This window comes from Rhizobium sp. MHM7A (assembly GCF_005862215.1).
GTDB classification, from domain to species: Bacteria; Pseudomonadota; Alphaproteobacteria; order Rhizobiales; family Rhizobiaceae; genus Rhizobium; species Rhizobium bangladeshense.
This window is the reverse complement of sequence record NZ_VCHT01000003.1, coordinates 489,556-512,953: the sequence shown is the minus strand read 5'-3', so window position 1 is coordinate 512,953 and position 23,398 is coordinate 489,556. Positions and strand designations below refer to the sequence as shown.

Here is a 23,398-nt window from a genome sequence, read left to right as displayed (position 1 = left end):
GGGCGCACGCCTTTCAAGGCGGACCGATTCAACGGCACTTAGAGATGGCATCAAGCGACGGCATGGCACAGGCACGCGAGACCGGCACCCTCGGCAAATTGATGGTTCTCCTCGATCTCGTCACCCATGCGGATACGCCGTTGCGCTTCACCGATATACTGGCGCTGGCCAGCCAGCCGCGCGGAACTCTCCACCGCCAGCTCAGCCACCTGGTGGAGGAGGGCTTGCTCGAGCTCGATGGCGACGGCCGTTACGCGCCGGGCCTGCGCCTGCTCGATTTTGCCGCGCGCAGCTGGGCGCGCAATGAATTCCGCCTGATTGCCGAACCTCACCTGGCCGAACTCCAGCAGGCGACCGGCGAGACGGTGCATCTCGGCGTTCTCCGGGGACAGTCGATCATCTATCTCGACAAAGTCGAAGGCCGGCAGCCCGTGCGCATGTACTCCCAGATCGGCAACGCCTCGCCCTGCTACTGCACCGGCGTCGGCAAGGCCGCTCTTTCGCTGCTTCCGCCCGAAAGCCTCGTCGATCTCCTCGCTGGTCTCAGCTTCACCAGCTTTACCGCCTCGACGCACGCCTCGGCCGAAACGCTTGCCGCCGAAATTCGCGAAATTGCCGAACAGGGCTATGCCTTCGACCGTGAGGAGCACGAGGCAGGCATCCGCTGCGTCGCCGCGCCGGTCTGGTCGGAGGATCGAACCTTCATCGGCGGCATTTCTGTCACCGGTCCGGCCTATCGGCTATCGATGGAACTTCTGCGGCAGTGGGCCGTTCCGGTGCAGCTGACGGCTGCAAGGATTATGGAGGGCATGCGCGTTCGCCTCGGCCCGCGGCGTTGACGGTAATCGTCATGGCCATTGCTGAACGCGTTAGCAGAGCATGCATATGATGACAGCGATATTGAGATTTGGCGGCGAATCACCACAAGTGGAATGGCCCGCGAAATCTGCAGCCTCTCATTGGCCGAACGCTGCCCGCCGAGGCCGGTTCCATGTCATCCAGTTCGCGATCCTCATTCCTCGATTCAATCGAACTGGCCGCGGCGGCCAGCTTCGCAAATGGTTTGCCGGCCGCTGCGCCGAAGATGAAGAAATGTGATGGTACCCTTGTCGCAAACATCCACGGAAGAAGACGATTACATCACGGAAATCGCCGGCCTGAAGACGCAGTTCGATATTTTCCGTTTCTTGAAACGGGTCACGGAAGCCTATCGCAGCCGCGCTTTCATGGTTCTCAATCTGCCGCCGATCACCTCTCTCGACCTTCAGGGCAGCACCGTCCTCACCAGTTGGCCGGCCGAGCTCCTGGCGCTCTACGACCAGGAAGGGCTGATGATGAACAGCCCGGTTCTGAGGCGGCTTAGAAAATCGACGCGGCCTTTCATTTACGACATGTCGCGACAGAACTGGTCGCGCGAAGACGGCAAGTCCGCCCTGGTGACCTCGCTGTTCGAGCGTTTCAGGATGATGCGCTGCGCCTACTTCCCGACGCATGAGCCTTCCGGCCTGCGCGGCGCCGTCTCCTTCGCTGGCGATCGAGAGCCGTTCAGCGCCGCCGAAATGCGCGAGCTTTGCTATATCGCCATCCATGTCTTCGACAGGCTTGCCGAAATCCGCAATCTCGATAGCCGAATGACGGACACGCTGACGGATCGCGAGATCGATTGCCTCAACTGGACGGCGGCCGGCAAGACCAGCGCGGAAATCGCCGAAATCCTTGCGCTGTCCGAGCACACGGTCAATCATTACCTCAACCGCGCCACCAAAAAGCTCGATACGGTCAACCGTACCCAGGCGGTCGCCAAGGCGCTGCGGATCGGCCTGATCAAATAAGTTGCAAAATTGGCGGCGCGCGGTGGGTCGGGCGCTCAGCGCTTAGGCAGAACGGGGTGCCGCCCGGCGCTGCCGCGTGGCTTTTCCCGATTTTTCGATCTGGCACGTTTTCTGCTTCTCATTTGCCAGAGGTCCAGAGGGGACTTTGATGACCAGCGCCAGGAAATGGCGCGGCCGACACACCGCTGCCCGACGCCGACGCCGTTTCTCTCCCGGCCGTCGGCGTCGGTGGCGGTTGTTGCCTTTTGGCACCGCTTCTTTCGCAGTTGTTCACGATTTCCTCTTCCCAAGCACTTTTTTCTGGCCTTTTTTTCGGCTTGCGCTAGTTCGCCCCGCATTGCGCCGGTTCCTGGGGAGAGAGACCGTTGCGGCCATCAGGGCGAAAGCCCGGCGGACTTGATGGCCGCAGCGGATCGCAAATCCCCCCGCGTTTTTCGCAGTCGGCAATTCATTTTCACCCGATGATTTTATTTGGCGAAGACGTGCGTCTCCACTATCTCTACCGCATGATTTTAGCCTTTGCCGAAAACGGCCAAGGCTAAAATCATGCGGCAATTTAAAGTGCTACGGCACCGTTGCGCGTCTTGAGAACGCGCGGCGCCGTAGTCTGCGAGAAGAAGCAGTGAGGGTGGAATGACCGACGTCACCAAGGAACAGGTTCTCGAAACGCTTAAGACCGTGCGCGGACCGGATCTCGAACACGATATCGTCGCGCTCGGCATGGTTTCCGATGTCTTCATCTCCGACGGCAAGGTCTATTTCTCCATCACGGTTCCGGCCGAACGCGCCAAGGAACTGGAGCCGATGCGGCTCGCCGCCGAGCGCGTCATCAAGGAGATGCCGGGCGTCAAGGGTGCGCTCGTCACTCTGACGGCAGACAAGAAGGCGGCGGCCACCGCGCCCGCCGCCCGCCCGGCGCCCAATCCGCCCCACGGTCACGCCGGTCATGATCATGGGGGCCACGATCATCAGCATCACGGGCATGCACCGCAGCAACAACCGCCCCGCACGGGCAAGATCGGCGTTCCCGGTATCGGCGCCATCATTGCCGTGGCCTCCGGCAAGGGCGGGGTCGGCAAATCTACCACCGCCGTCAACCTGGCGCTCGGCCTGCTCGCCAATGGTCTCCGAGTCGGCATTCTCGATGCCGATATATATGGCCCCTCGATGCCGCGGCTCTTGAAGATCTCCGGCCGCCCGACGCAGATCGATGGCCGCATCATCAATCCGATGGAGAATTACGGCCTCAAGGTCATGTCGATGGGCTTCCTCGTCGACGAGGAGACGGCGATGATCTGGCGCGGGCCGATGGTCCAGTCGGCGCTGATGCAGATGCTGCGCGAAGTCGCCTGGGGCGAACTCGACGTCCTCGTCGTCGACATGCCGCCCGGCACCGGCGATGCGCAATTGACGATGGCGCAGCAGGTGCCGCTTGCCGGCGCCGTCATCGTTTCCACGCCGCAGGATCTCGCCCTGATCGATGCCCGCAAGGGCCTCAACATGTTCCGCAAGGTCGAGGTGCCGGTTCTCGGCATTGTCGAAAACATGAGCTATTTCATAGCGCCCGACACCGGCACCCGCTACGACATCTTCGGTCATGGCGGCGCCCGCAAGGAGGCCGAGCGGATTGGCGTGCCCTTCCTCGGCGAAGTGCCTCTGACGATGAACATTCGCGAAACTTCCGACGCGGGCACGCCGCTGGTCGCCTCCGATCCGAACGGTACCGTCGCCGGCATCTATCGCGGTATCGCCGCCAAGGTATGGCAGCAACTCGGCGGCCAGGCCCAGCGCCCGGCGCCGGCGATCGTCTTCGAATGACGCCTCTGGCTATGGGCAGGACTTCCGGGCAAGCGCGTGCATGACAGCAGAGCGCTGAACCGCCGAATCACCGTTGCGACATCCCAAATTGTGAGGGAAACGTGGTGAAAAGGCGCACTTCACGGAAGATGTCTTGATTATTTCACGGCTTTGCTTCATATGCCGCGGCGCCATGATGGCGTTGCTGCAGATGCTCATGACGGCCGTCTTCGTTTCGAAGGTCCCGGACCGCCTGCAAGGTCGAAGGATTGGTAACTGCGATGCGGTGGAGCATAATGCGCATGCTGGCCTTCGAGGTCGGATGCAGCTGGAGTTGTATGAACTTTCTTGATCCGCTTCCGTTTGGACCTGGAGCGAGCCACCCTCGCATTGCCGCGATGGCGGCCGCATGGAAACGCTTGCGATGAAGATGATGACCACGAAGTGTCGTGAGCATCGGAGACGCTGCCGGTGATCACCGCGTACTGTTCCAATTGCAAATCGGTCGAGATCCGCGATCTCTCGCCGGCCGCCTCCTTTCCCGAGGATGTCGTCTGGATCGACATGGTCGAGCCGAGCCGAGAGGAGGAGCTTTATGTCGAGAAGGTTCTCGGCATCGAGGTTCCGACCCGTGACGATCTCAAGGACATCGAACCTTCGGCGCGGCTTTATACTGAAAACGGTGCCGTCTTCATGGCCGCTTCCCTCGTCTGGAAAGCCGATACCGACGCGCCGACGCTGACAGATGTCGCCTTCATCCTGGCCGGAAAGCGGCTGATCACCATCCGTTACGCCCATCCCAAATCTTTTGCGCTGTTCATCGCCGCCCTTCACCGGCTTCCGGAAAACTGGCGCAGCGGCGCGGCCCTTCTCGCCAAGCTGCTGGAGACGATTGTCGACCGGACGGCCGAGATCCTCGAGACCTCAGTCTCGCGAATCGACATCTTGTCGACGCATGTGTTCGGCCGGGCGAAAAAGGTGCGCAGGCCTTCGAATTACCTCGAGCAAAAATTGCGCGATATAGCCGGTCATCACCGCATGATCAGCAAGCTGCGTGACAGTCTCGGTTCGCTTTCCCGGCTTCTAACGTTCTTTCACACTATCCCGGCGATCCAGCAGGACCACGAGGCCAGGGAGCTCTGCCGCAGCGTTTCGCGCGATATTCAGTCGCTGTCGGAGCATGCTTCCTTTGTTGCCGCCAACATCACCTTCCTGCTCGACGCCTCACTCGGCCTCATCAACATCGAACAGAACTCGATCATCAAGATCTTCTCGATCGCGTCGGTCGTTTTCCTGCCGCCGACATTGGTCGCCTCCATTTATGGCATGAATTTTCAAGTCATGCCCGAACTGGCCTGGGCCGCCGGTTACCCCTATTCGCTGGCCTTGATGGTGATATCGGCCGTCATCCCCTTTTTCTTTTTTCGCTGGAAAGGCTGGCTCTGAGGAGCCTGTTGAAATTTCATGTCCGAAGAGAGCCATCCGCACGAGCGCCACATGACGCCGCGCAAGCTGTTCTATCTCGCGCTCGGTTCCGTAGGTGTCGTCTATGGCGATATCGGCACGAGCCCGCTCTACGCTTTTCGCGAGGCGCTGAAGCCCGTTGCTCATGACGGCGTCACCCGTTTCGAGATCATCAGTCTGATTTCGCTGATGATCTGGGCGCTGACCATTATCGTCACCATCAAATACGTTCTCTTCCTGCTGCGCGCCGACAACGATGGGGAGGGCGGCACGCTGTCGCTGCTCGCCCTTCTGATGAAGACTGCGAACGGCCACACGGCACTGCTGATGCTGCTCGGACTGATGGGCGCTGCCCTGTTCCTCGGCGATGCGATGATCACGCCGGCGCTTTCGGTGCTGTCGGCCGTCGAGGGCCTGAAACTCGTTACACCCAGGCTTGCGGACTATATCGTGCCGATCTCGGTGGTGATCCTGGCGCTGCTCTTCGTCGTGCAGTCGCGCGGCACGGGCGCCGTTGCGAGGTTCTTCGGTCCGATCACCGCCCTCTGGTTCATCGTCATGGCCGTCGCCGGCATTTCCCATATTTCCGACGATTTCGGCATCCTCGCCGCCTTCAATCCCTATTACGCCGTCAGCTTCCTGCTGCATGAGGGCTTTTACGGCATCGTCGTGCTCGGCGCCGTCTTCCTGACGGTGACGGGAGCCGAGGCGCTCTATGCCGACCTCGGCCATTTCGGCCGCCGCCCGATCCAGTGGGCCTGGTTCCTGCTGGTCTTTCCGGCGCTGACGCTGAATTATCTCGGGCAGGGTGCGCTCGTTCTCGGCAATCCGATGACGATGTCCGACCCCTTCTATCTGATGTATCCCAAATGGGCGCTGCTGCCGGTCGTCATCCTGGCGACCGCCGCAACGATCATTGCCAGCCAGGCCGTCATAACCGGCGCCTTCTCAATGGTGCGCCAGGGCATCAACCTCGGCTTCCTGCCGCGCATGGAAATCCTTTTCACCTCGGAAACCAATACCGGCCAGATCTTCGTTCCCTCGGTGAACGCGTTGCTGTTCATCGGCGTCATTTTCCTGGTGCTCGGTTTCAAAACCTCCGACGCGCTGGCGACCGCCTACGGAATCTCGGTTACCGGCGCCATGGTCGTGACCTCGATCATGGCCTTCGAATTCGTCCGCGCCCGCTGGAACTGGTCGCTGCCGGTCGCCGTGATGGCGCTGGCGCCGCTCGTCCTGCTCGAAATGATCTTTCTCGGCGCCAACCTGCTGAAGATCCACGATGGCGGTTATATCCCGATCCTGATCGCCACCGGCTTTACCGTGGTCATGTGGACCTGGCGCCGCGGCAGCGCGATTCTGATGGAGAAGACCCGACACACCGACATTCCGCTCGCCTCCTTCGTCAGTTCGATCGAGCGCAAGAGCGAGCATTCGCCCGCGCAGGTTCCGGGCACGGCGATCTTCCTGACCAGCGATCCGGAATCGGCCCCCGCCGCCCTGCTGCACAATCTCAAGCACAACCACGTGCTTCACGACCGCAACGTCATCCTGACGATCCGCACGGTCAACAAGCCGCGGGTGCCCAGCCACGACCGCTATAAGGTCGAGCAGATCTCCGAACGCTTCTCCCGCGTCGAACTGCTCTTCGGCTTCATGGAATCGCAGAACGTCTCGCAGGCTCTCGCGACGCTGCGCAAGACCGGACTGAAGTTCGACATCATGTCGACCTCCTTCTACCTCGGCCGCCGCAAGCTGGTGCCGGATGCCAAGTCGGGCATGCCCTACTGGCAGGACCGGCTCTATATCGCGCTTGCCAACGCTGCCACCAACCCCTCGGACTATTTCCGCCTGCCGGCCAACCGCGTCGTGGAGTTGGGGTCTCACGTTATTATTTGACGGGTGCGGGCGACATTGCCGACGTGGTGTCCGCGCTCCCTGGCTCCTTCCGCCACCTCGTCCTCCGTCATGCTCGGCCCTGAGCCGAGCATCCACACGGCACCCACCAACAACAGCGGCATGGATCCTCGGCTCAAGGCCGAGGATGACGGAGAGTGGGGTTGCGTCCACGTCAAACCAGTCACTTTAGAACATCCGCATAGCCACATTCCGGCACAGCTCGTTAACCGGACGTCAAGGTTAATGAGAGATTTTCGATGGCATGTTCCCGCGTTCCATGCCCGGAGTTCGTGTTGCGTCGAAAGAGCCATTTCCGTAGCAAGCTGCGTCTTCTGCCCGAGAACTGGGTGTCGCCCGCCATCTTCGGGCTGGCCGGCTGGTTGATCTTCCCGAGCGTTGCATCCCACGCCGATCTCGCCACCATGCTCGCCGGTCTCGACCGTCAAGGGGAGAGCTGGCGCATGGTGCTGACCAATTCACCGGCTGGCTCCGTCCATCAGGCCGAACTCGCCTTCGCCGATCCGGCGGTGACCGGCTCGATCGCTTCAGGCGCCGGCATGGTGCTGCCCGATGGCCGTAAGGTTGCCTTCACAGCCAAGGACAAGGGCCACGAGGACACGCCGGACGAGGACCGCGTCAACCGCGGCATGAAGAGAGGCCGCATCGTCGCCGTCGAGAAGATGCAGCCGCCGAAGGATTTTTCCGCCGGCTCCATTCTCCAGCGCACCAGGATGCTCTTCACTCCGAATTTCGATCTCAAGGACAGGTCGGCTTTCGTCAAACCGAAGATCCAGGGCAAGGAAATCGAGATCGCCACCTCCTTTTATAAGAAGCAGCCGGTAACGCCGGAAGCCGGTTTGCCGGCGATGCTCGCAGGCCTCGCCACCAGCAACAAGGCCGACGTGCTTGCCACCGCCTATGCGCCCGCAGCACCCGACTATGCCCGCCAGTCGCCCTTCGATTCGATCCTGACGGAACAGGACAGCGGCCGCTTCGTCCCCAAGATCGGTCCGGGCGATCACGCCTGGGCCGCAAGCGTGCTGCCGCCGAGTGTCTTTTCAGCACGCGAGCAGCAATGCCTTGCCTCCGGCATCTATTTCGAGGCGCGCGGGGAATCGGTGAAAGGCCAGGCGGCCGTCGCTCAGGTCATCCTCAACCGTGTTCGCAACCCTGCCTATCCCAAGAGCATCTGCGGCGTCGTCTACCAGAACGAGGATTGGCGCAACCGCTGCCAGTTTTCCTTCGCCTGCGACAGCATCAAGGACCGGGTGAATTCGGAATATCACTGGCGGGTGGCCCGCGACGTGGCCATGGCGGTGACATCAGGCAAGATCTGGCTGCCACAGGTGGGGTCGGCGACGCACTACCATGCCGTCTACGTCCGGCCGAAATGGGCAAAGACCATGGAAAAGGTCGGGCGCATCGGTCTCCACGTCTTCTACCGCACCTATGGCGGCGGTTGGAGCTGAGCTAAGGCGGCCGGGGCCGGGCTGATTTTCCGCCCCCAAAAGCGGATTCTTTCGGTCGAATTTGCGCGCTCGGCGGAAAATCAACTTATCTCATTGATTCGGCGTGCTTATTTTATGGCTGGACAGATGCTGTCTACGCCTTGACTATACCAATCCCTAAAACTATGTTGCGCGCGACTTCAGAACGGGCCGGAGGGTTCTCAACCTTCGCGTCCGGAGTCCGAATAACCGGGGTAGCGGGAGTGCGGGCGACGGGCAGGCGAGGAGGGATCCATGGCGGATGACCGCGAGGAAAGTCTTGAGAAGCGCCGTGCGCAGCTTGGAGCGGAACTCGCCACCAAGCGCGTCGAGGCGAAAGTGGAAGAGGCGAGCGAAGCCCGCGCCGAGGAAAGCCGCAAAGGCTATGCCCAGGCGATGAAGCTTTCGAGCGAGTTCATTTCCGCAATCGTCGTCGGTGCCGTCCTTGGCTACGTCCTCGACCGTTTTGTCGGTACGGCGCCTTGGGGTTTGATTGTTCTTCTGCTTCTCGGATTTTGTGCCGGCGTTCTAAACGTGCTGCGTTCTGCGGGAAAGGTGTCTCAGCCCCTGGACCGCAAGGACGGCAACAAATAAGGACCGGTTCCCGGTCCAGTGCAATGACCCCGCGTCCTGCGGGCTAAAGAGAGAGAACCTGCGGTGTCTAACGATCCGACTCATCAGTTCCTGATCCAGAAGATTGTGCCGATCGAAATCGGCGGGATTGATTTCTCGTTCACCAATGCCTCGCTCTTCATGGCCGCTTCGGCCGCCGTTGCCGCCGGCTTCCTCTATTTCTCGACCTCGAACCGCGCCATCGTGCCGGGTCGTTCGCAGTCGGTCGCGGAAATGTCATATGAATTCATCGCCGGCATGCTGAAGGAAGGCGCGGGCAAGCAGGGAATGAAGTTCTTCCCGCTGGTCTTCTCGCTCTTCATGTTCGTCCTGACGGCGAACCTGCTTGGCATGTTCCCGTATTTCTTCACGGTGACGAGCCAGATCATCGTCACGTTCGCCCTTGCCCTGCTCGTCATCGGCACGGTTCTCGTCTATGGCTTCTATAAGCACGGCTTCCACTTCCTGAATGTCTTCGTGCCCTCAGGCGTGCCGGGCGTTCTGCTGCCGCTGGTCGTCGCGATCGAAATCATTTCCTTCCTGTCCCGTCCGATTTCGCTCTCTGTTCGTCTTTTCGCGAACATGCTGGCTGGTCACATCACGCTGAAGGTGTTCGCAGGCTTCGTCGCCTCGCTTGGAGCCCTCGGTGCCGTCGGTGTGGGCGGAGCCATTCTTCCTCTCATCATGACCGTCGCCCTGACCGGTCTCGAGTTCCTCGTCGCCTTCCTCCAGGCTTACGTCTTTGCGGTGCTGACTTGCATGTACCTCAATGACGCGATCCATCCGGGCGGGCACTAAGGATAACGACATCGACGTCAAAGGGCGTCAGTCATTCGCCGCAACAACCATTTCAAAGGAGTTCAACATGGAAGCGGAAGCAGCAAAGTTCATCGGTGCAGGTCTGGCTTGCTTTGGTATGGCCGGTACGGCTCTCGGCCTCGGCAATATCTTCGGCAACTACCTCTCCGGCGCTCTGCGCAATCCGTCTGCCGCTGACAGCCAGTTCGGCCGTCTGGTATTCGGCTTCGCCGTTACGGAAGCTCTGGGCATCTTCTCGCTGCTCGTCGCTCTCCTCCTCCTCTTCGCCGTCTGATATCGGCGGATAGATGGATCACGGCCTGCGCCCGCAAGCCGTGATCCTTTGCATTTGCAGTACACCTGGAGGTGAGCATGTTTTTTGTGACCCCGGCTTACGCTGAGGAAGCACCGGCGGCAGCGACCGGCACGGATGCGCATGCCGCTCCGGCCGCAGGCGAGGTCCATACCGAGACCGGCGTAGCCGAAGGCGAACACGCCCGTGGCCCGTTCCCGCCTTTCGATTCGACGACCTACGCATCCCAGCTGCTCTGGCTGGTTATTACGTTCGGCGTCTTCTACCTCCTTATGCAAAAGGTCATCGCGCCGCGCATCGGGGCCATCCTCGATCAGCGCCACACGCGCATCTCCCAGGACCTGGAAGAGGCCGGCCGCCTGAAGGCGGAAGCTGACGCTGCCGTCGAGACCTATGAAGGCGAATTGGCCGCCGCCCGCGCCAAATCCCACGCGATCGGCTCCGCCGCCCGTGACGCCGCCAAGGCCAAGGCCGAAGAAGATCGTCGCGCTGTTGAGACGAGCCTTTCGGAAAAGATCAAGGCTGCCGAAGCCCGCATCGCCGACATCAAGGCGAAGGCTTTTGCCGATGTCGGCACCATTGCCGAGGAAACGGCCGCTGCCGTCGTCGAACAACTGATCGGCAGCACCGCTGCTCAGGCAGATGTCGCCGCCGCCGTCGCGGCCGCCAAGAAGGAGGCTTGATCGATGGAGTTTCACCTTGACGCGACTTTCTTTGCCTTTGTCGGCCTCATCCTGTTCCTGGCGCTGGTCGTCTATCTGAAGGTTCCGGGAATGATGGCACGGTCTTTGGATGACCGCGCTGACCAGATCCGCAACGAGCTGGCCGAAGCCAAGCGCCTGCGCGAGGAAGCGCAGCACCTGCTGGCCGAATACCAGCGCAAGCGCAAGGAAGCGGAAGCCGAGGCGGCCCATATCGTTGCCGCCGCTGAGCGCGAAGCCGAGATGCTGACTGCCGAGGCGAAGAAGAAGACGGAAGAATTCGTCGCCAACCGCACGGCGCTCTCCGAGCAGAAGATCAAGCAGGCCGAGGCCGATGCGATGAAGGCGGTGCGTTCCGCCGCCGTCGATCTGGCGATCGCGGCCGCAGAAACGGTGCTCGCCAAGAAGGCGGACGGCAAGGTCCAGTCCGAGCTCTTCGGCAATGCCGTCGGCCAGGTTAAGACTCGGCTCAACTGAGCGGTATCGAATGAATGTCGGAAAGGCCGGGCATGTCCCGGCCTTTTTGTTGATACCTTGTTTATTTTCTCCGTCTGGTGCAGCGAGCGTAGCTCGGCGCGCGTGCCCCTCATCCGGCTTCCGCCACCTTCTCCCCGCTTTGGGGGCGAAGGGACATGCCCTGGGCTTTCCGTTCCCTGTCGCCCGCTCCGTTTTACGCTCGCTCTCGTCTGACAGCCGAGCGCTCTCCGATCCGATAGAGAGAGGTGTCGAACGCAATGACGGCCGGATGAGCGGCAGCTTGGCGGTTCAGAGACCTAGGCGTTTCGTTTTGAGCACCTATTCCGATAGCAGTTCGTCCATCTCAGGCTCGTCACCATCCTTCCGCAATGGCCGGAAACTCATCCGGTGCAGCGAGCAGGGGCCGTGCCTCTCTATGCCGGCGCGGTGCTGCGCCGTACCGTAACCGGCATGTGCGGCAAAACCGTAATCGGGAAATACATGATGCGCTCTTGCCATCATTCGGTCGCGCGTGACCTTGGCGACGATCGAGGCGGCGGCGATCGAGACCGAGCGGGCATCGCCCTTGACCACGGCCTGTCCTGGGCAATCGAGGCCTGGCGGCACATCGAGCCCATCGGTCAACACGTAACTGGCGGGAACGGCGAGGCTGCATATGGCGCGACGCATCGCGTCCAGGCTTGCCTTGCGAATGTCCGTCTCGTCTATGCGGGTCGAGCTGGAGGAGGCGATCGAGACGGTCGCGGTTGCCAGGATCTGGGCGAACAGTTCCTCGCGCCGCTGCGCCGAGAGCTGCTTGGAATCGTTAAGCCCCTCGGGAATGCGCTTCGGATCAAGAATGACGGCGGCGGCTACAACGGGTCCGGCCAGTGGCCCGCGGCCTGCCTCGTCGGCGCCGGCCACCGGCCAGTGGCCGGCCTTGCGAGCTTTGAGCTCGAGCTTGAAATCCGGCACGAGAGGGACCGTGTCGAAAAGCAGGGGAGAATCGGGTGGCGTGCGACGTTTCATGCGGCTGAACCTCGCACGCCAACCCGATTTCCCGCAAGTCCCCGGATCAGGGCGGCAGCCGGGGACCGTCCGGCGGATGGTGGCGGTCAGTGCCATCCGCGGGAATTGCGATCGAGGCTCGAAAACAGGGCGGTTTGTCGAGCAGCCGATACGCAAGCTGAAAGCAATTCCGAAAAGCTTGGAGCGGATTCCGTCCGGAATTGCACAAAACGTCAGTCATGATTCCGGGAACTGCCGGCCCCCGGCACTCGGTTGAAAACTGAAGGCTAGAGCAGCGACAGCTGCACGCCGCTGCCATCAGGTGGCACGAACAGATCGTCGCGCAGAGGCACGCTGCGTCGCGTCAGCTCGAAGCGTCGTGCCGCCATTTCGAAACGCCGTGCGATCTGCCAGGCATAGGGGCCGGCGCCCTTCATGCGCTTGCCGAATTCGGCGTCGTAATCCTTGCCGCCGCGCATCGAGCGCACCAGCGACATCACATGCCGGTAGCGATCGGGATAATGCTGCAGCAGCCAGTCGCGAAAGAGCGGGCTGACCTCGAGCGGCAGCCGCAGAATGACATAGCTCGCCTCGGCAGCGCCGGCAGCCTTCGCCGATTCGAGGATGCGCTCCAGCTCGTGATCGTTCAGCGCCGGGATCAGCGGCGCGGCCATGACGGCAGTCTGGATGCCTGCCTCCGAAAGCGCGTGAATCGTCTCCAGCCTTCGCGGTGGCGTGGCGGCGCGCGGCTCCATCGCCCGGGCAAGCTTGCGGTCGAGCGTTGTGACCGAGATGCCGACGCGCACCAGATTCTTACTGGCCATCTCCTGCAGAATGTCGAGATCGCGCAGGATCATCGCCGATTTGGTGACGATCGAAACCGGATGGTTCGCCTTGTTCAGCACCTCGAGGATGCCGCGCATGATGCGCCACTCCTTCTCGATCGGCTGATAGGGATCGGTATTCGTGCCGATCGCGATCACCCGCACCTTATAGCCAGGCTTGGCGAGCTCCCGCTCCAGCAGTTTCGCCGCGTCGGGCTTGGCGAAGAGCTTCGTCTCGAAATCAAGCCCTGCCGAGAGCCCCATATAGGCGTGCGTCGGCCGGGCGAAGCAATAGATGCAGCCGTGCTCGCAGCCGCGATATGGATTGATCGAGCGGTCGAAGGAAATGTCCGGCGATTCGTTGCGGGTGATCGCCGTGCGCGGTTTTTCGACCTGCACCTCGGTCTTGAACGGCGGCAGCTCTTCCAGCGTCTGCCAGCCATCGTCGAACGTCTCCCGCTGCAGCGCTTCGAAACGGCCCGTCGGATTCAGTCCTGCCCCACGCCCGCGTCGCCGATCGCCTTCGATCCTGAGGCCAGAGGATACGATCATTGCATCGGCAATATCTGCTGTATTGGCAGGCGCGAATGCGGCCTGCCCTGCCAGGGACTGCTCTCTCATCGGATTCTCCCGCGGCGGAAAGCCTTTGCCTCCGCCCGTTTTGATGATTAAATTCCTATCGGCAAATAGAGAACAATGCAAGAACAAAATGAGGAAAAGGGTGCTGGCAAAAAATTGTGCGTCGCTTTATGAATAATCGATGTTGACGGTTGTTCTCGAATGCCAGGATCAGGAATCCGAACTGGCGCAGACTTTATCGATATTGGTGGCAGGCGCGGTGGAAGGGCTCGTCAGCGATGTGATCGTGCTCGACCACGGCTCACGCGACGGCACGTCGCGGGTCGCCGACGCCGCCGGCTGCCGTTTCCATTCACAATGGGATATCAAAGACATCGTCCGCTCGGCCCGTGGCGAATGGGTGCTCTTCGTCGAGCCGGGGGCAAGGCCGCAGGCTGGCTGGATCGATGAAATCGCCGAATATATCGCGCTGAACAAGACGCCGGCGCGCTTTTCCGCGTCCCGCGGCTACCGACGCCCGTTCTTCCAGCGCGTCGCTCGCGCCCGGCCGCCGCTGGAACTAGGGCTGTTGATGCCGAAGAGCCAGGCGCTCGCGACCGCCAGAAGCGGGATGCCTCTTGCCGACTTCGTCAAGGGCCAGAAGCCGCGCAAACTCTCCAGCGAACTCATTCCCTCCTGGGTCGCGCGCGCTGCGCGGTAACAACTCGACTTCCGCGACCAGGTCTTCGTCTGCTTCCTCTACGCCAATGGCCGCCTCTCACCCTAGCCCTCTCCCCGTACAACCGGGCGAGGGACGTCCCCTGCGAAAGGTCGGAGAGGGACGGAGAGGTCGCGGCATATGCCCTTGCCGCGTAAAGATGGCGCCCCATCGGATTTGGCGCTATAATTCGCTTATGGCGCCGTCGAAGCGCCTCGCTTCGCAAACGGACGCCATGGAATGCCGGTGAACGGCAGAACAGGTCGGCGAAAATCTCCTCTTCTGCCGGGTTCCCGGCGAAAAGGAGGTGCGTCATGCGACGGGGTATGATCTGTGGCCTGTTGGCCGTCATATTGCCGACACTGGTGATCGCGCATCCGCATTCGGCAGCATCGCAGGCGATGCTCAGTTGCGCAGGCCGATCCGACGTCGTCAAATTCCTGGACAAGAATTTCGCTGAGAAGCTGACGGCGGTCGGGCTTGTCAACCAGAACGCCGTTCTCGAGGTCTATGCCGCAAAAAGCGGAACCTGGACGCTCGTCGTCACGGATGTTCAAGGCATAAGTTGCATTCTGCTGTCGGGTGACAGCTGGGATTCGATGCCGGCCCTGCCGGGTATCGCCACAACGCATCGGCGCTGAAAATTCCGATCGACATTTGGACTGCATTTCTCGCGGCAGCAGCAGTCTATTTCTTCGCGCCGCGTTTCAGGTGCTCGTCTAGGCGCGGCATGATCTCGACGAAATTGCACGGCACGCTGCGATAATCGAGTTGCGCTTTCAGAATGCCGTCCCAGGCATCCCGGCAGGCGCCGGGCGAGCCCGGCAGCGCAAAGATGAAGGTCGAGTTGGCAACACCTGCCGTAGCGCGCGACTGGATCGTCGCCGTGCCGATCTTCTCATAGGAGATGCGGTGGAAGACGGCGGAAAAGCCGTCCATGCGCTTTTCGAACAGCGGCTCCAGGGCCTCGGGCGTCACATCGCGCCCGGTGAAGCCGGTTCCGCCTGAGGTGATGACAACGTCGATCTCGTCCCGCTCGGTCCAGGCCTTGACCCTTGCGGCGATCTTCTCCCGGTCGTCGGGCACGATCGCCCGCTCGACCAGCTTGTGGCCCGCCTCGGTGATCCGCGCCGCCAGCGTATCGCCCGACTTGTCCGTCTCGGGCGTGCGCGTATCGGAGACGGTGAGAACCGCAATGCCGATGGCGATAAAGGGCCGTTTTTCGTCCAAACCTGCCATCAGATGCCTCCCGAAACTGTTTGCGTCGCCTGGAAATACCAGTCTGGCCGCGCCTCGTGAAGAGCCGCCGCCGCATCTCGTGCGGTGGCCATGTCGGCAAAGATCCCGAAGCAGGTGGCGCCGGAGCCCGACATACGGGCAAGGAGCGCGCCCTCAGTCTGCAGCATCGCCGAGATCACCGCGATTTCGGGCACGACTTCGCGCGCCGGCGGCTCCAGGTCGTTGCGGGCCGCCTTGATTGCCGCGAGCCAGCCGGCGCTCTGCGCGAGGTTCAGCGGAGGATTGTTCTTTGCCTTGAGCCGGCGGAAAACCTCCGGCGTCGACACGCCTTTCAGTGGGTTGGCAAGCACCATGGCAAGGGCCGGCAGATCGGGAACGGCTTCGATCTCTTCGCCGATGCCGCGGGCAATCAGCGGCCGGCTCTCGAGACACATGGGCACGTCGGCGCCAAGTTTCAGCGCCAGCGCCGCCAGCGTCTCCACCGGCAATCCAGTGCCCCAGAGGCGCATCAGCCCCCGCAGGGTCGCAGCCGCGTCGGCCGAGCCGCCGCCGATGCCGGAGGCAACAGGCAGGTTCTTTTGGAGGTGGATGTGAACGGGAAAGGCGAGGGCGCCCACGACCTCGCGCAGCAGATCGCGGGCTCTGATCACCAGATTGGTGCCGCCGTCACCGGCAAGCGTCTCTCCGAAGCGGCCCGACAGGGTGAAGGCGTCGGCCGGAGCGGGCAGGAAGCCCAGCCGGTCGCCGCAATCGGCGAAGGTCACCAGCATATCAAGCAGATGATAGCCGTCCGCCCGTTGGCCCGTCACATGCAGGGCGAGGTTGATCTTCGCGCGCGCCTCTTCGGTGACGCCGAAAGCGTCGGCCATCCCCTGCTCACGCATCGGTCGAGTCCGTCAGGATTTCTTATCGGCCGGCGGCGGGGTCACGGGCACCGGATCCGGCTGCTTCTTGTCGGCCGCCTTGGCATCGTCGTCGGCGGGCAGGCCGTTCGCGACCTTCTCCTTGATCTTCGGAATTTCGGCCGCTTCGGGCTCGGAGGCGAGCGCCCGATTCCACTGGTAGACGGCTTCGAGCTTGCGCCCGACGCGCCAGTAGGCATCGCCCAGATGGTCGTTGATCGTCGCGTCGCCGGCCTTGATCTGTGCCGCCCGTTCCAGTTCGTCGACGGCATCGTCGAAGCGCTTCAGCCGGAAATAGGCCCAGCCGAGCGAATCGATGATGTAGCCGTCGTCCGGGCGCAACTCGACGGCCTTCTTGATCATGGCGAGACCTTCATCGAGATTCCGGTTCATATCGATCCAGGAATAACCGAGATAGTTCAGCACCTGCGGCTGATCGGGGTTGAGCTCCAGGGCCTTGCGAAAGTTCGGTTCGGCCTGGTCCCACTTCTTCAGCCGCTCATAGGCAATGCCGCGCTGGAAGAAGACGCTCCAGTTGGCGCGGCCGGCGATCGGGCCGATCACTTCGACTGCCTTGTCGTAATTGGCGGCCATTGCCTCGTAGTCCTTGGCGTCGGAGAGCACGCTGCCATAGGCGAGGTAGCTGCGAATGTCCTTCGGGTCGGAGGCGATCAGCGCCTGCAGGTGCTTGCGCGCCTCGTCGACCTTGCCGCCCTGAGCAAGGGCGAGGCCGAGCTGAAGCTCGGAAATGCGCCGCATCGGCGAATTTTCCGGCACCTTCTTATAGAGGGAGATGGCGCGGTCCATCTGGTTCTGCTTTTCGGCTATGCCGCCGAGCAGGACCAGCGTATCGGCGCTGTTCGGGTCGAGCGCATTGGCCGTCTGCAGGTAGAGCGAGACGATATCCTCGGCACCGTCGCGGTTCAGCGCGCCGCCAACGGAGAAGAGCACGCCGGCGGCCCCTTCTTCGGCGGTCTTGACCTGCTGTTCCTGCTTCTCGCCCTTTTCGATGCTGTCGCGCAGCGCATTCAGCGGCGCGTAGTTCGGAAGCAGGTTGTCGCCGACGGATACGGCGTCGAGCGCCTTCTGCTTGTTGCCCTGCGTCGCCTCGAGGCGGGCGAGCGCCATCACCGCACGCATGAAGGTGTCGGGCGCCGTAGCGCCACCTTCCTTATCGAGCACGGCATCGTTGAGGTGCTGGCGGGCCGACTTCACGTCGCCCGTGACGACGGCGATCGCGCCGGCATTGTAATTCTGGAAGATGCGGAACCAGTCCGGCCCCTTCATCTTCTGGACCATGGCGAGCGCTTCCTTGCCGCGGCCGGCGCCGACGCGGGCCCAGGCGAGCAGCAGGTCGTTCATCATCCGGTCGAGATCGTTGGGCCCCTTATATTTCAGGATCGATTCGGCGGCCTTGTAGTCGCCGCGGCGGACCGCATCCATGGCGCGGACGATCGTGGTGATGCGCTCGACGGTGGGATCGCTCTTCAGATCGTTGGCATATTTGACGCCTTCCTTGATGTCGCCGTTGAGCAGCAGCGAGATCATCAGCCGCTGGCGGATCTCGGGATTGCCGGGCTCGATCTGCAGCGCCTTCTTGTAGAGTGCGATTGCGGTTTCGTAATCGTGATCGACATCGGCCGTGCGCGCGGCGAGGAAGGCGCCGGAGAAAGTGGTGACACTATCGGTATCGAAACTCTCAATCTTGCCGGCATCGCCTGCCTTGGCCGCATCCTCGGCGTTCGCTCCGGCAACACCGCCGAGCGAAAGGACAGCCGCCAGCGCTGCGCTCGTAAGAAGACGGATGGCAAATCTCTGCCGCATTAGAAAACCTTTCTTCGAGAGCGTCCGGCCGTCCTGCCGGTCGCAAATCAGTTGTGATCACTGATTCATAACAGGATGGCTTTTTTGGAGCGGCGCTGCAAGAAAATCAGCCCGCGCTCGAAGGCGTTCGGTTAATTGACGCGCTCGATGCAGAAGTCGATCACTTCCATCAAGGCGGATTTCCATACCGTATCGGGAAGCGGCGCCAGCGCGTCCCGCGCGATCGTGCCGTAATGGATCGCCCGGCCGATCGTATCGCTGAGCGTGCCGTATTTGGTGATCAGCCCCAGCGCTTTTTCCAGGTTGGCGTCGCTGCTGTTGCCGGCCTCGATCGCATCGCGCCAGAAGGCGCGCTCCTCCGTGGTGCCGCGGCGATAGGCGAGGATGACGGGCAGCGTGATCTTGCCTTCGCGGAAATCGTCGCCGACATTCTTGCCGAGATCGGTGGCCTTGCCACCATAATCGAGCGCGTCGTCGACGAGCTGGAAGGCGAGCCCGAGGTTCATGCCGTAGGATTTCAGCGCGTTGCGGCCGGGCCGGCCGGCTTCGGCGACGATCGGGCCGACTTCGGCGGCGGCGGCAAAGAGGGCAGCCGTCTTGGCGCGGATGACGGAGAGATAATCATCCTCCGTCGTCTCCATGTTCTTGGCGACGGAAAGCTGCAGCACCTCGCCTTCGGCGATCACGCAGGCCGCGGAAGACAAGACGTCGAGCGCGTCGAGAGAGCCGACATCGACCATCATGCGGAAGGCCTGCCCGAGCAGGAAATCACCGACCAGCACGCTTGCCTGGTTTCCCCAGATCATGCGCGCCGTCGATTTGCCGCGGCGCAGGTCGCTTTCGTCGACGACGTCGTCATGCAGCAGCGTCGCAGTATGCATGAATTCGACCGAGGTGGCGAGCTTGACGTGGTTTTCGCCGCGGTAGTCGAACAGCGATGCGGCCGCCAGCGTCAGCATCGGCCGCAGCCGCTTGCCGCCGGACGAGATCAGATGGTTCGCCACTTCGGGGATCATCTGTACGTCGGAGCCGGCCTTGGACAGAATGAGCTGGTTAACCCGCTCCATGTCAGTCCTGGTGAGATCGACCAGCGGCTTGATGGATGCCAGTTTGTTTTTGCTTTCTTCAAGCGGTATGACCACGCCCAACGACCCGGACTCCTGTTCACTCATTGCATTTGACAATAGAAAGGGGCGATGGACGCGGCAAGGGGTGAATTGTCGCGCTTGGCGAAATTGGAAGGAAAACCACGGCAAATGCATGAACTTATCCGCGCCAACGATCCCGTTCTGCTCTCCTTTGCGGAGAGCCTGATGAAGGATGCGGGAATTCACTGCTTCATCGCCGATCAGGGCATGAGCGTGCTGGAAGGGTCGCTCGGCATGCTGCCGCGACGCCTGCTGGTGGATGAGGAAATGGCCGATCAGGCTCGCCGCATCCTGATCGACGCCGGCCTCGGCGGTGAACTGCGCGACAGGACGTGAGCGGGCGATGACCGGCAGACCCGCTGAAAGCATCGATGCCTTCCATCGCGGCGCCTTTCATGTGGTGCAGCCGAAGGGCAGGGGCCATCGCGCCGGCATGGACGCGATGCTGCTGGCTGCTCTCGTCGCCGACCCTAGCGCGATCAGGGTTGCCGATCTCGGCGCCGGCGCCGGTGCTGCCGGCCTTGCCGTCGCCTCGCGCCTTGCCAATGCGCAAGTGGTGCTCTTCGAGCGCTCTCCCGAGATGGCCGATTACGCCCGCCGCAGCATCCTGTTGCCGGAAAATGCCCATCTCGCCGCCCGCGTCGGCGTCGTCGAGGCGGATGTGACGCTGACCGCCAAGGCACGCAACGATGCCGGCCTTGCCGATGAAAGCTTCCATCACGTGATCATGAACCCGCCCTTCAACGATGCCGGCGACCGGCGCACGCCCGATGCGCTCAAAGCCGAAGCTCATGCGATGACCGACGGCCTGTTCGAACGCTGGATCCGCACGGCCGGCGCCATCATGATCCCCGGCGGACAATTGTCGCTGATCGCCAGACCCCAGTCGATCGCGGAGATCATCGATGCCTGCGGCCGGCGCTTCGGCGGCATCGAGATCACCGCCATCCATCCGCGCCCCGGTGAAAATGCCGTCCGCATCCTGGTGACGGCCATCAAGGGCTCGCGGGCGCGGCTGTCGCTGCGCTCTGCCCTCATCATGCACGAAGAGGGGAGCCACAAGTTCTCCCCTCTCGTTGATGATTTCAACAATGGCCGGGCGGCCTATGCCAGGCTTTAGGCTCGATTGTTTCCAGCGCAATTCCGGACGGAAAACCGCTCCTACACTTTCCTGGAATTGCTTCAGCCGGTGACGAAGTCGAAGAGCAGCTTGACGTTCAGCCCGGCGATCAAGATCGCGATCACGTAGGAGATGCCGCTCAGCCAGCGCGGCGCCACGAGTTCGCCCATCTTGGCTTTGCTCGCGGTGAACATGACAAGCGGGAAGACGGCGAAGGAAAGCTGCAGGCTGAGCACGACCTGCGTGAGGATCAAAAGCTCGGCCGTGCCCTGGTCGCCGTACCAGACTGTGACGACCGCCGCCGGCACGATGGCGATAGCGCGGGTGATCAGCCGGCGCACCCACGGTTTCAGCCGGATCTTGAGAAAGCCTTCCATGACGATCTGGCCGGCAAGCGTTGCCGTCACCGTCGAATTCAGGCCACAGCAGAGAAGCGCAATACCGAACAGCGTCGGCGCGATCGCCAGGCCCAGAAGCGGCGACAGCAGCGAATGCGCCTCGCCGAGTTCGACGACATCGGTCTTGCCGTGCGCATTGAAGGCGGCGGCCGCAAGGATCAGGATCGAAGCGTTGATCAGCAGCGCGAAACAGAGCGCGACGGTGGAGTCGATCGTCGCATAAGTGAGCGCCTCCTTCTTCTCGGGTACCGTATGACCATAGGCCCGCGTCTGCACGATGCCGGAGTGAAGATAGAGATTGTGCGGCATGACGGTCGCGCCGAGGATGCCGAGTGCCAGATAGAGCATCTCAGGATTGCTGACGATCTCGGTCGTCGGGAAGAAGCCTTTGATGACCGCGCCCCATTGCGGATCGGCGAGGAAGATCTGAACGCCGAAGCAGAGCGCGATGACGCCGAGCAGTGCGATGATGAAGGCTTCCACCCAGCGAAAACCGAGCTTCTGGAGGAAAAGGATCAGGAAGACGTCGAGCGCCGTGATGAGAACGCCGAGCTCAAGCGGAATGCCGAACAGCAGGTTGAGGCCGATCGCCGTGCCGATAACCTCGGCAATGTCGGTCGCGATGATGGCGATTTCCGCGAAAGCCCAGAGCGGCACCGAGACATATTTCGGAAAGGCGTCGCGGCAGGCCTGTGCGAGGTCGCGGCCGGAGGCGATTGCAAGCCGCGCGCAGAGCGACTGCAGCACGATCGCCATCAGGTTGGAAAGCAGTGCCACGGTGAGCAGCGCATAACCGAACTTCGAGCCGCCGGCGAGCGAAGTCGCCCAGTTGCCCGGATCCATGTAGCCGACGGCAACCATATAGCCCGGCCCGGCGAAGGCCGCGGCCCGGCGCAACATCGAGCTCGGCCGCCCCGTTCCGACGGTGCGGTAGACATCCGACAGCGAAGCCTCTCCGCGCTCGTGCCGCCAGCCTCTTTTTGCATTGGGATTGGGGGCGTCCATGCAATTTCCACCTGTTTATCGTGAGCGCACTATGACGGAGCAGCGTGATAATGCAAGTCATTCGCAACAAGAAAATCAATCCGGTGTTTTCAGGAACGCGACCATTGCGTTTGTCGTTCCAGCGCATACATGGATGCGATCGCGAAATAACGATCGTGCGACCCGAAGCGAAGGATAGGAAATGGCCGGATTCTTGAGAAAGCTGCTGCCGAAACGGTTTCGCAAGGATGGTCTCTCCATCCCTGTTGTAAGATTGCAGGGCGCGATCATAAGCGGCGGCGGCCAGTTCCGGCCAACCCTCAATCTCGCCAATGTCGCCCCGGTCCTGGAAAAAGCCTTCGCCATGAAGGACGCGCCAGCGGTTGCCATCTCGATCAATTCGCCGGGCGGCTCGCCCGTTCAGTCCCGCCTGATCTTCACCCGAATTCGTGAGCTCGCCCGCGAAAAGCAGAAGAAGGTGCTGGTCTTCGTCGAGGATGTCGCCGCTTCCGGCGGCTATATGATTGCGCTTGCCGGCGACGAGATCATCGCAGACGCCACCTCGATCGTCGGCTCGATCGGCGTCGTCTCCGGCGGTTTCGGCTTTCCCGAGCTCCTGAAGAAGATAGGCGTCGAGCGCCGCGTCTATACGGCCGGCGAAAACAAAGTGATCCTCGATCCTTTCCAGCCGGAAAAGGAAAAGGACATCGAATACCTCAAGAGCCTGCAGCTCGAAATCCACCAGGTCTTCATCGCAATGGTGCGCGAGCGCCGCGCCGGCAAGCTCAAGGACGATGCGACGGTGTTTTCCGGTCTGTTCTGGAGCGGCACCCGCGGCCTCGAACTCGGCCTCATCGACGGCCTCGGCGACATGCGCCAGGAATTGAAGAGGCGCTACGGCCAGAAGACCCGGCTGGAACTCGTCACCGCCGGCCGCGGCCTGTTCGGCCGCCGGATTCCCGGCGTATCGCCTGTCACACTCGATGGTGTCGCATCGGGCCTCGCGACGGGGCTTGTCGAAGCGGCCGAAGAGAGAGCATTGTGGAGCCGCTTCGGACTTTGAGAGGAGCAAGAGAGGGGCATGGCACAGCTTATTACGATCCTAATCCTGGTGTTCTCAGCCTGGTGGCTCTACCGCCGCTTCGTCTCCGATGCGCGCAGGCTCGCCGAAAAATCGCGCCGTGCCGAAAAGGAGCGCCAGACCGGCGCGGTCGGCACACTGGTCAAGGACCCCGTGACCGGCGAGTATCGGCTGAAGCGCGAAGAGGAATAAGAGGCGTAGCACCTGCGTCGGCCCCTCATCCGGCCGCCGCCGC

The 23,398-nt window shown here is 62.1% G+C and carries 25 protein-coding genes; 17 read left to right on the top strand and 8 right to left on the bottom strand.

The window, feature by feature from the left end; translation table 11 throughout:
* The first annotated feature begins 44 nt into the window (after positions 1-44).
* From FFR93_RS15390 to apbC, 3 genes are all read left to right on the top strand, one after another.
* Positions 45-839: an IclR family transcriptional regulator gene (locus tag FFR93_RS15390; protein WP_138393833.1), complete on the top strand. Its 795-nt coding sequence runs from the start codon at positions 45-47 to the stop codon at positions 837-839.
* Positions 840-1,097: 258 nt separating this feature from the next.
* Positions 1,098-1,832: a LuxR family transcriptional regulator gene (locus tag FFR93_RS15385; protein ID WP_138393832.1), complete on the top strand. Its 735-nt coding sequence runs from the start codon at positions 1,098-1,100 to the stop codon at positions 1,830-1,832.
* Positions 1,833-2,465: 633 nt separating this feature from the next.
* Positions 2,466-3,650: an iron-sulfur cluster carrier protein ApbC gene (gene apbC / locus FFR93_RS15375; RefSeq protein WP_138393830.1), complete on the top strand. Its 1,185-nt coding sequence runs from the start codon at positions 2,466-2,468 to the stop codon at positions 3,648-3,650.
* 142 nt (positions 3,651-3,792) lie between these two features.
* Here the strand turns inward: apbC and FFR93_RS15370 are convergent, their stop codons facing one another.
* Positions 3,793-3,933, bottom strand: coding sequence for a hypothetical protein (locus tag FFR93_RS15370; protein WP_246661315.1), 141 nt, complete (start codon positions 3,931-3,933; stop codon positions 3,793-3,795).
* A gap of 167 nt (positions 3,934-4,100) precedes the next feature.
* Here FFR93_RS15370 and FFR93_RS15365 point away from each other — a divergent pair, with 167 nt between their 5' ends.
* The 8 genes from FFR93_RS15365 (at position 4,101) to FFR93_RS15330 (ending at position 11,380) form a co-directional block, all read left to right on the top strand.
* Positions 4,101-5,075, top strand: a complete 975-nt coding sequence (locus tag FFR93_RS15365; protein WP_138393829.1) for a magnesium transporter CorA family protein — start codon at positions 4,101-4,103, stop codon at positions 5,073-5,075.
* Positions 5,076-5,093: 18 nt separating this feature from the next.
* The gene (locus FFR93_RS15360; RefSeq protein ID WP_138393828.1) at positions 5,094-6,992 is read left to right on the top strand and encodes a potassium transporter Kup; all 1,899 of its coding nucleotides are present in this window, start codon (positions 5,094-5,096) and stop codon (positions 6,990-6,992) included.
* Positions 6,993-7,249: 257 nt separating this feature from the next.
* Positions 7,250-8,461, top strand: a complete 1,212-nt coding sequence (locus FFR93_RS15355) for a cell wall hydrolase (protein ID WP_138393827.1) — start codon at positions 7,250-7,252, stop codon at positions 8,459-8,461.
* A 273-nt stretch (positions 8,462-8,734) separates the two neighbouring features.
* The gene (locus FFR93_RS15350; RefSeq protein ID WP_064706278.1) at positions 8,735-9,073 is read left to right on the top strand and encodes an AtpZ/AtpI family protein; all 339 of its coding nucleotides are present in this window, start codon (positions 8,735-8,737) and stop codon (positions 9,071-9,073) included.
* Between the two features lie 63 nt (positions 9,074-9,136).
* Positions 9,137-9,889, top strand: coding sequence for a F0F1 ATP synthase subunit A (locus tag FFR93_RS15345; RefSeq protein ID WP_064706279.1), 753 nt, complete (start codon positions 9,137-9,139; stop codon positions 9,887-9,889).
* Between the two features lie 67 nt (positions 9,890-9,956).
* Entirely contained in the window at positions 9,957-10,184 is a 228-nt protein-coding gene (locus tag FFR93_RS15340; RefSeq protein WP_010026583.1) for a F0F1 ATP synthase subunit C, read from the top strand.
* A 77-nt stretch (positions 10,185-10,261) separates the two neighbouring features.
* On the top strand, positions 10,262-10,885 hold the full coding sequence (locus FFR93_RS15335) for a F0F1 ATP synthase subunit B (RefSeq protein ID WP_064710888.1): 624 nt from the start codon (positions 10,262-10,264) through the stop codon (positions 10,883-10,885).
* Between the two features lie 3 nt (positions 10,886-10,888).
* Positions 10,889-11,380 carry a F0F1 ATP synthase subunit B gene (locus FFR93_RS15330; protein ID WP_064706281.1) on the top strand — a complete coding sequence of 164 codons (492 nt, stop codon included), beginning with the start codon at positions 10,889-10,891 and terminating at the stop codon, positions 11,378-11,380.
* Positions 11,381-11,698: 318 nt separating this feature from the next.
* Here the strand turns inward: FFR93_RS15330 and FFR93_RS15325 are convergent, their stop codons facing one another.
* Both FFR93_RS15325 and FFR93_RS15320 read right to left on the bottom strand, forming a co-directional pair.
* Positions 11,699-12,388, bottom strand: coding sequence for a ribonuclease HII (locus FFR93_RS15325; protein ID WP_064706282.1), 690 nt, complete (start codon positions 12,386-12,388; stop codon positions 11,699-11,701).
* A gap of 266 nt (positions 12,389-12,654) precedes the next feature.
* Complete coding sequence (locus FFR93_RS15320; protein WP_064706283.1) at positions 12,655-13,812, bottom strand: PA0069 family radical SAM protein; 1,158 nt, start codon at positions 13,810-13,812, stop codon at positions 12,655-12,657.
* 139 nt (positions 13,813-13,951) lie between these two features.
* Here FFR93_RS15320 and FFR93_RS15315 point away from each other — a divergent pair, with 139 nt between their 5' ends.
* Both FFR93_RS15315 and FFR93_RS15310 read left to right on the top strand, forming a co-directional pair.
* Positions 13,952-14,470, top strand: a complete 519-nt coding sequence (locus tag FFR93_RS15315) for a glycosyl transferase (protein ID WP_138393826.1) — start codon at positions 13,952-13,954, stop codon at positions 14,468-14,470.
* 311 nt (positions 14,471-14,781) lie between these two features.
* Complete coding sequence (locus tag FFR93_RS15310; RefSeq protein WP_138393825.1) at positions 14,782-15,108, top strand: hypothetical protein; 327 nt, start codon at positions 14,782-14,784, stop codon at positions 15,106-15,108.
* 46 nt (positions 15,109-15,154) lie between these two features.
* On the opposite strand, the gene moaB is transcribed toward FFR93_RS15310, so the two are convergent.
* The 4 genes from moaB to FFR93_RS15290 all read right to left on the bottom strand — a co-directional run bounded on the left by moaB (position 15,155) and on the right by FFR93_RS15290 (position 19,580).
* Positions 15,155-15,706, bottom strand: coding sequence for a molybdenum cofactor biosynthesis protein B (gene moaB / locus FFR93_RS15305; protein WP_064706286.1), 552 nt, complete (start codon positions 15,704-15,706; stop codon positions 15,155-15,157).
* Positions 15,706-16,590 (bottom strand): 4-(cytidine 5'-diphospho)-2-C-methyl-D-erythritol kinase, encoded by an 885-nt coding sequence (locus FFR93_RS15300; protein ID WP_138393824.1) that lies wholly within the window; start codon positions 16,588-16,590, stop codon positions 15,706-15,708. Before FFR93_RS15300 ends, moaB begins: the two co-directional genes overlap by 1 nt.
* A 12-nt stretch (positions 16,591-16,602) precedes the next feature.
* The gene (locus tag FFR93_RS15295; RefSeq protein ID WP_064706288.1) at positions 16,603-18,432 is read right to left on the bottom strand and encodes a tetratricopeptide repeat protein; all 1,830 of its coding nucleotides are present in this window, start codon (positions 18,430-18,432) and stop codon (positions 16,603-16,605) included.
* A 131-nt stretch (positions 18,433-18,563) separates the two neighbouring features.
* Complete coding sequence (locus FFR93_RS15290) at positions 18,564-19,580, bottom strand: polyprenyl synthetase family protein (protein WP_138393823.1); 1,017 nt, start codon at positions 19,578-19,580, stop codon at positions 18,564-18,566.
* A 108-nt stretch (positions 19,581-19,688) separates the two neighbouring features.
* Between FFR93_RS15290 and FFR93_RS15285 the strand changes: the two genes are divergently transcribed.
* Positions 19,689-19,916, top strand: coding sequence for a DUF2007 domain-containing protein (locus FFR93_RS15285; protein ID WP_003569978.1), 228 nt, complete (start codon positions 19,689-19,691; stop codon positions 19,914-19,916).
* Positions 19,917-19,923: 7 nt separating this feature from the next.
* The gene (locus tag FFR93_RS15280; RefSeq protein ID WP_138393822.1) at positions 19,924-20,700 is read left to right on the top strand and encodes a methyltransferase; all 777 of its coding nucleotides are present in this window, start codon (positions 19,924-19,926) and stop codon (positions 20,698-20,700) included.
* Between the two features lie 62 nt (positions 20,701-20,762).
* Here FFR93_RS15280 and FFR93_RS15275 read toward each other — a convergent pair whose 3' ends face one another.
* Entirely contained in the window at positions 20,763-22,103 is a 1,341-nt protein-coding gene (locus FFR93_RS15275; protein WP_138393821.1) for an Nramp family divalent metal transporter, read from the bottom strand.
* Between the two features lie 181 nt (positions 22,104-22,284).
* Between FFR93_RS15275 and FFR93_RS15270 the strand changes: the two genes are divergently transcribed.
* The gene (locus FFR93_RS15270) at positions 22,285-23,145 is read left to right on the top strand and encodes a S49 family peptidase (protein ID WP_064706292.1); all 861 of its coding nucleotides are present in this window, start codon (positions 22,285-22,287) and stop codon (positions 23,143-23,145) included.
* Between the two features lie 18 nt (positions 23,146-23,163).
* A complete protein-coding gene (locus tag FFR93_RS15265; RefSeq protein ID WP_064694015.1) occupies positions 23,164-23,355 on the top strand; it encodes a hypothetical protein in 192 nt (63 codons plus the stop codon).
* Positions 23,356-23,398: the final 43 nt, after the last annotated feature.

Bases quoted from the DNA above. Each gene is read 5' to 3' on its own strand.
- FFR93_RS15390 (WP_138393833.1), top strand. From the start codon at position 45: ATGGCATCAAGCGACGGCATGGCACAGGCACGCGAGACCGGCACCCTC.
- FFR93_RS15320 (WP_064706283.1), bottom strand. From the start codon at position 13,812: ATGAGAGAGCAGTCCCTGGCAGGGCAGGCCGCATTCGCGCCTGCCAAT.
- FFR93_RS15280 (WP_138393822.1), top strand. From the start codon at position 19,924: ATGACCGGCAGACCCGCTGAAAGCATCGATGCCTTCCATCGCGGCGCC.
- apbC (WP_138393830.1), top strand. From the start codon at position 2,466: ATGACCGACGTCACCAAGGAACAGGTTCTCGAAACGCTTAAGACCGTG.
- FFR93_RS15265 (WP_064694015.1), top strand. From the start codon at position 23,164: ATGGCACAGCTTATTACGATCCTAATCCTGGTGTTCTCAGCCTGGTGG.
- FFR93_RS15355 (WP_138393827.1), top strand. From the start codon at position 7,250: ATGGCATGTTCCCGCGTTCCATGCCCGGAGTTCGTGTTGCGTCGAAAG.
- FFR93_RS15310 (WP_138393825.1), top strand. From the start codon at position 14,782: ATGCGACGGGGTATGATCTGTGGCCTGTTGGCCGTCATATTGCCGACA.
- FFR93_RS15315 (WP_138393826.1), top strand. From the start codon at position 13,952: ATGTTGACGGTTGTTCTCGAATGCCAGGATCAGGAATCCGAACTGGCG.
- FFR93_RS15340 (WP_010026583.1), top strand. From the start codon at position 9,957: ATGGAAGCGGAAGCAGCAAAGTTCATCGGTGCAGGTCTGGCTTGCTTT.
- FFR93_RS15350 (WP_064706278.1), top strand. From the start codon at position 8,735: ATGGCGGATGACCGCGAGGAAAGTCTTGAGAAGCGCCGTGCGCAGCTT.
- FFR93_RS15275 (WP_138393821.1), bottom strand. From the start codon at position 22,103: ATGGACGCCCCCAATCCCAATGCAAAAAGAGGCTGGCGGCACGAGCGC.
- FFR93_RS15325 (WP_064706282.1), bottom strand. From the start codon at position 12,388: ATGAAACGTCGCACGCCACCCGATTCTCCCCTGCTTTTCGACACGGTC.
- moaB (WP_064706286.1), bottom strand. From the start codon at position 15,706: ATGGCAGGTTTGGACGAAAAACGGCCCTTTATCGCCATCGGCATTGCG.
- FFR93_RS15335 (WP_064710888.1), top strand. From the start codon at position 10,262: ATGTTTTTTGTGACCCCGGCTTACGCTGAGGAAGCACCGGCGGCAGCG.
- FFR93_RS15295 (WP_064706288.1), bottom strand. From the start codon at position 18,432: ATGCGGCAGAGATTTGCCATCCGTCTTCTTACGAGCGCAGCGCTGGCG.
- FFR93_RS15330 (WP_064706281.1), top strand. From the start codon at position 10,889: ATGGAGTTTCACCTTGACGCGACTTTCTTTGCCTTTGTCGGCCTCATC.
- FFR93_RS15385 (WP_138393832.1), top strand. From the start codon at position 1,098: ATGGTACCCTTGTCGCAAACATCCACGGAAGAAGACGATTACATCACG.
- FFR93_RS15285 (WP_003569978.1), top strand. From the start codon at position 19,689: ATGCATGAACTTATCCGCGCCAACGATCCCGTTCTGCTCTCCTTTGCG.
- FFR93_RS15300 (WP_138393824.1), bottom strand. From the start codon at position 16,590: ATGCGTGAGCAGGGGATGGCCGACGCTTTCGGCGTCACCGAAGAGGCG.
- FFR93_RS15370 (WP_246661315.1), bottom strand. From the start codon at position 3,933: ATGCGCATTATGCTCCACCGCATCGCAGTTACCAATCCTTCGACCTTG.
- FFR93_RS15270 (WP_064706292.1), top strand. From the start codon at position 22,285: ATGGCCGGATTCTTGAGAAAGCTGCTGCCGAAACGGTTTCGCAAGGAT.
- FFR93_RS15360 (WP_138393828.1), top strand. From the start codon at position 5,094: ATGTCCGAAGAGAGCCATCCGCACGAGCGCCACATGACGCCGCGCAAG.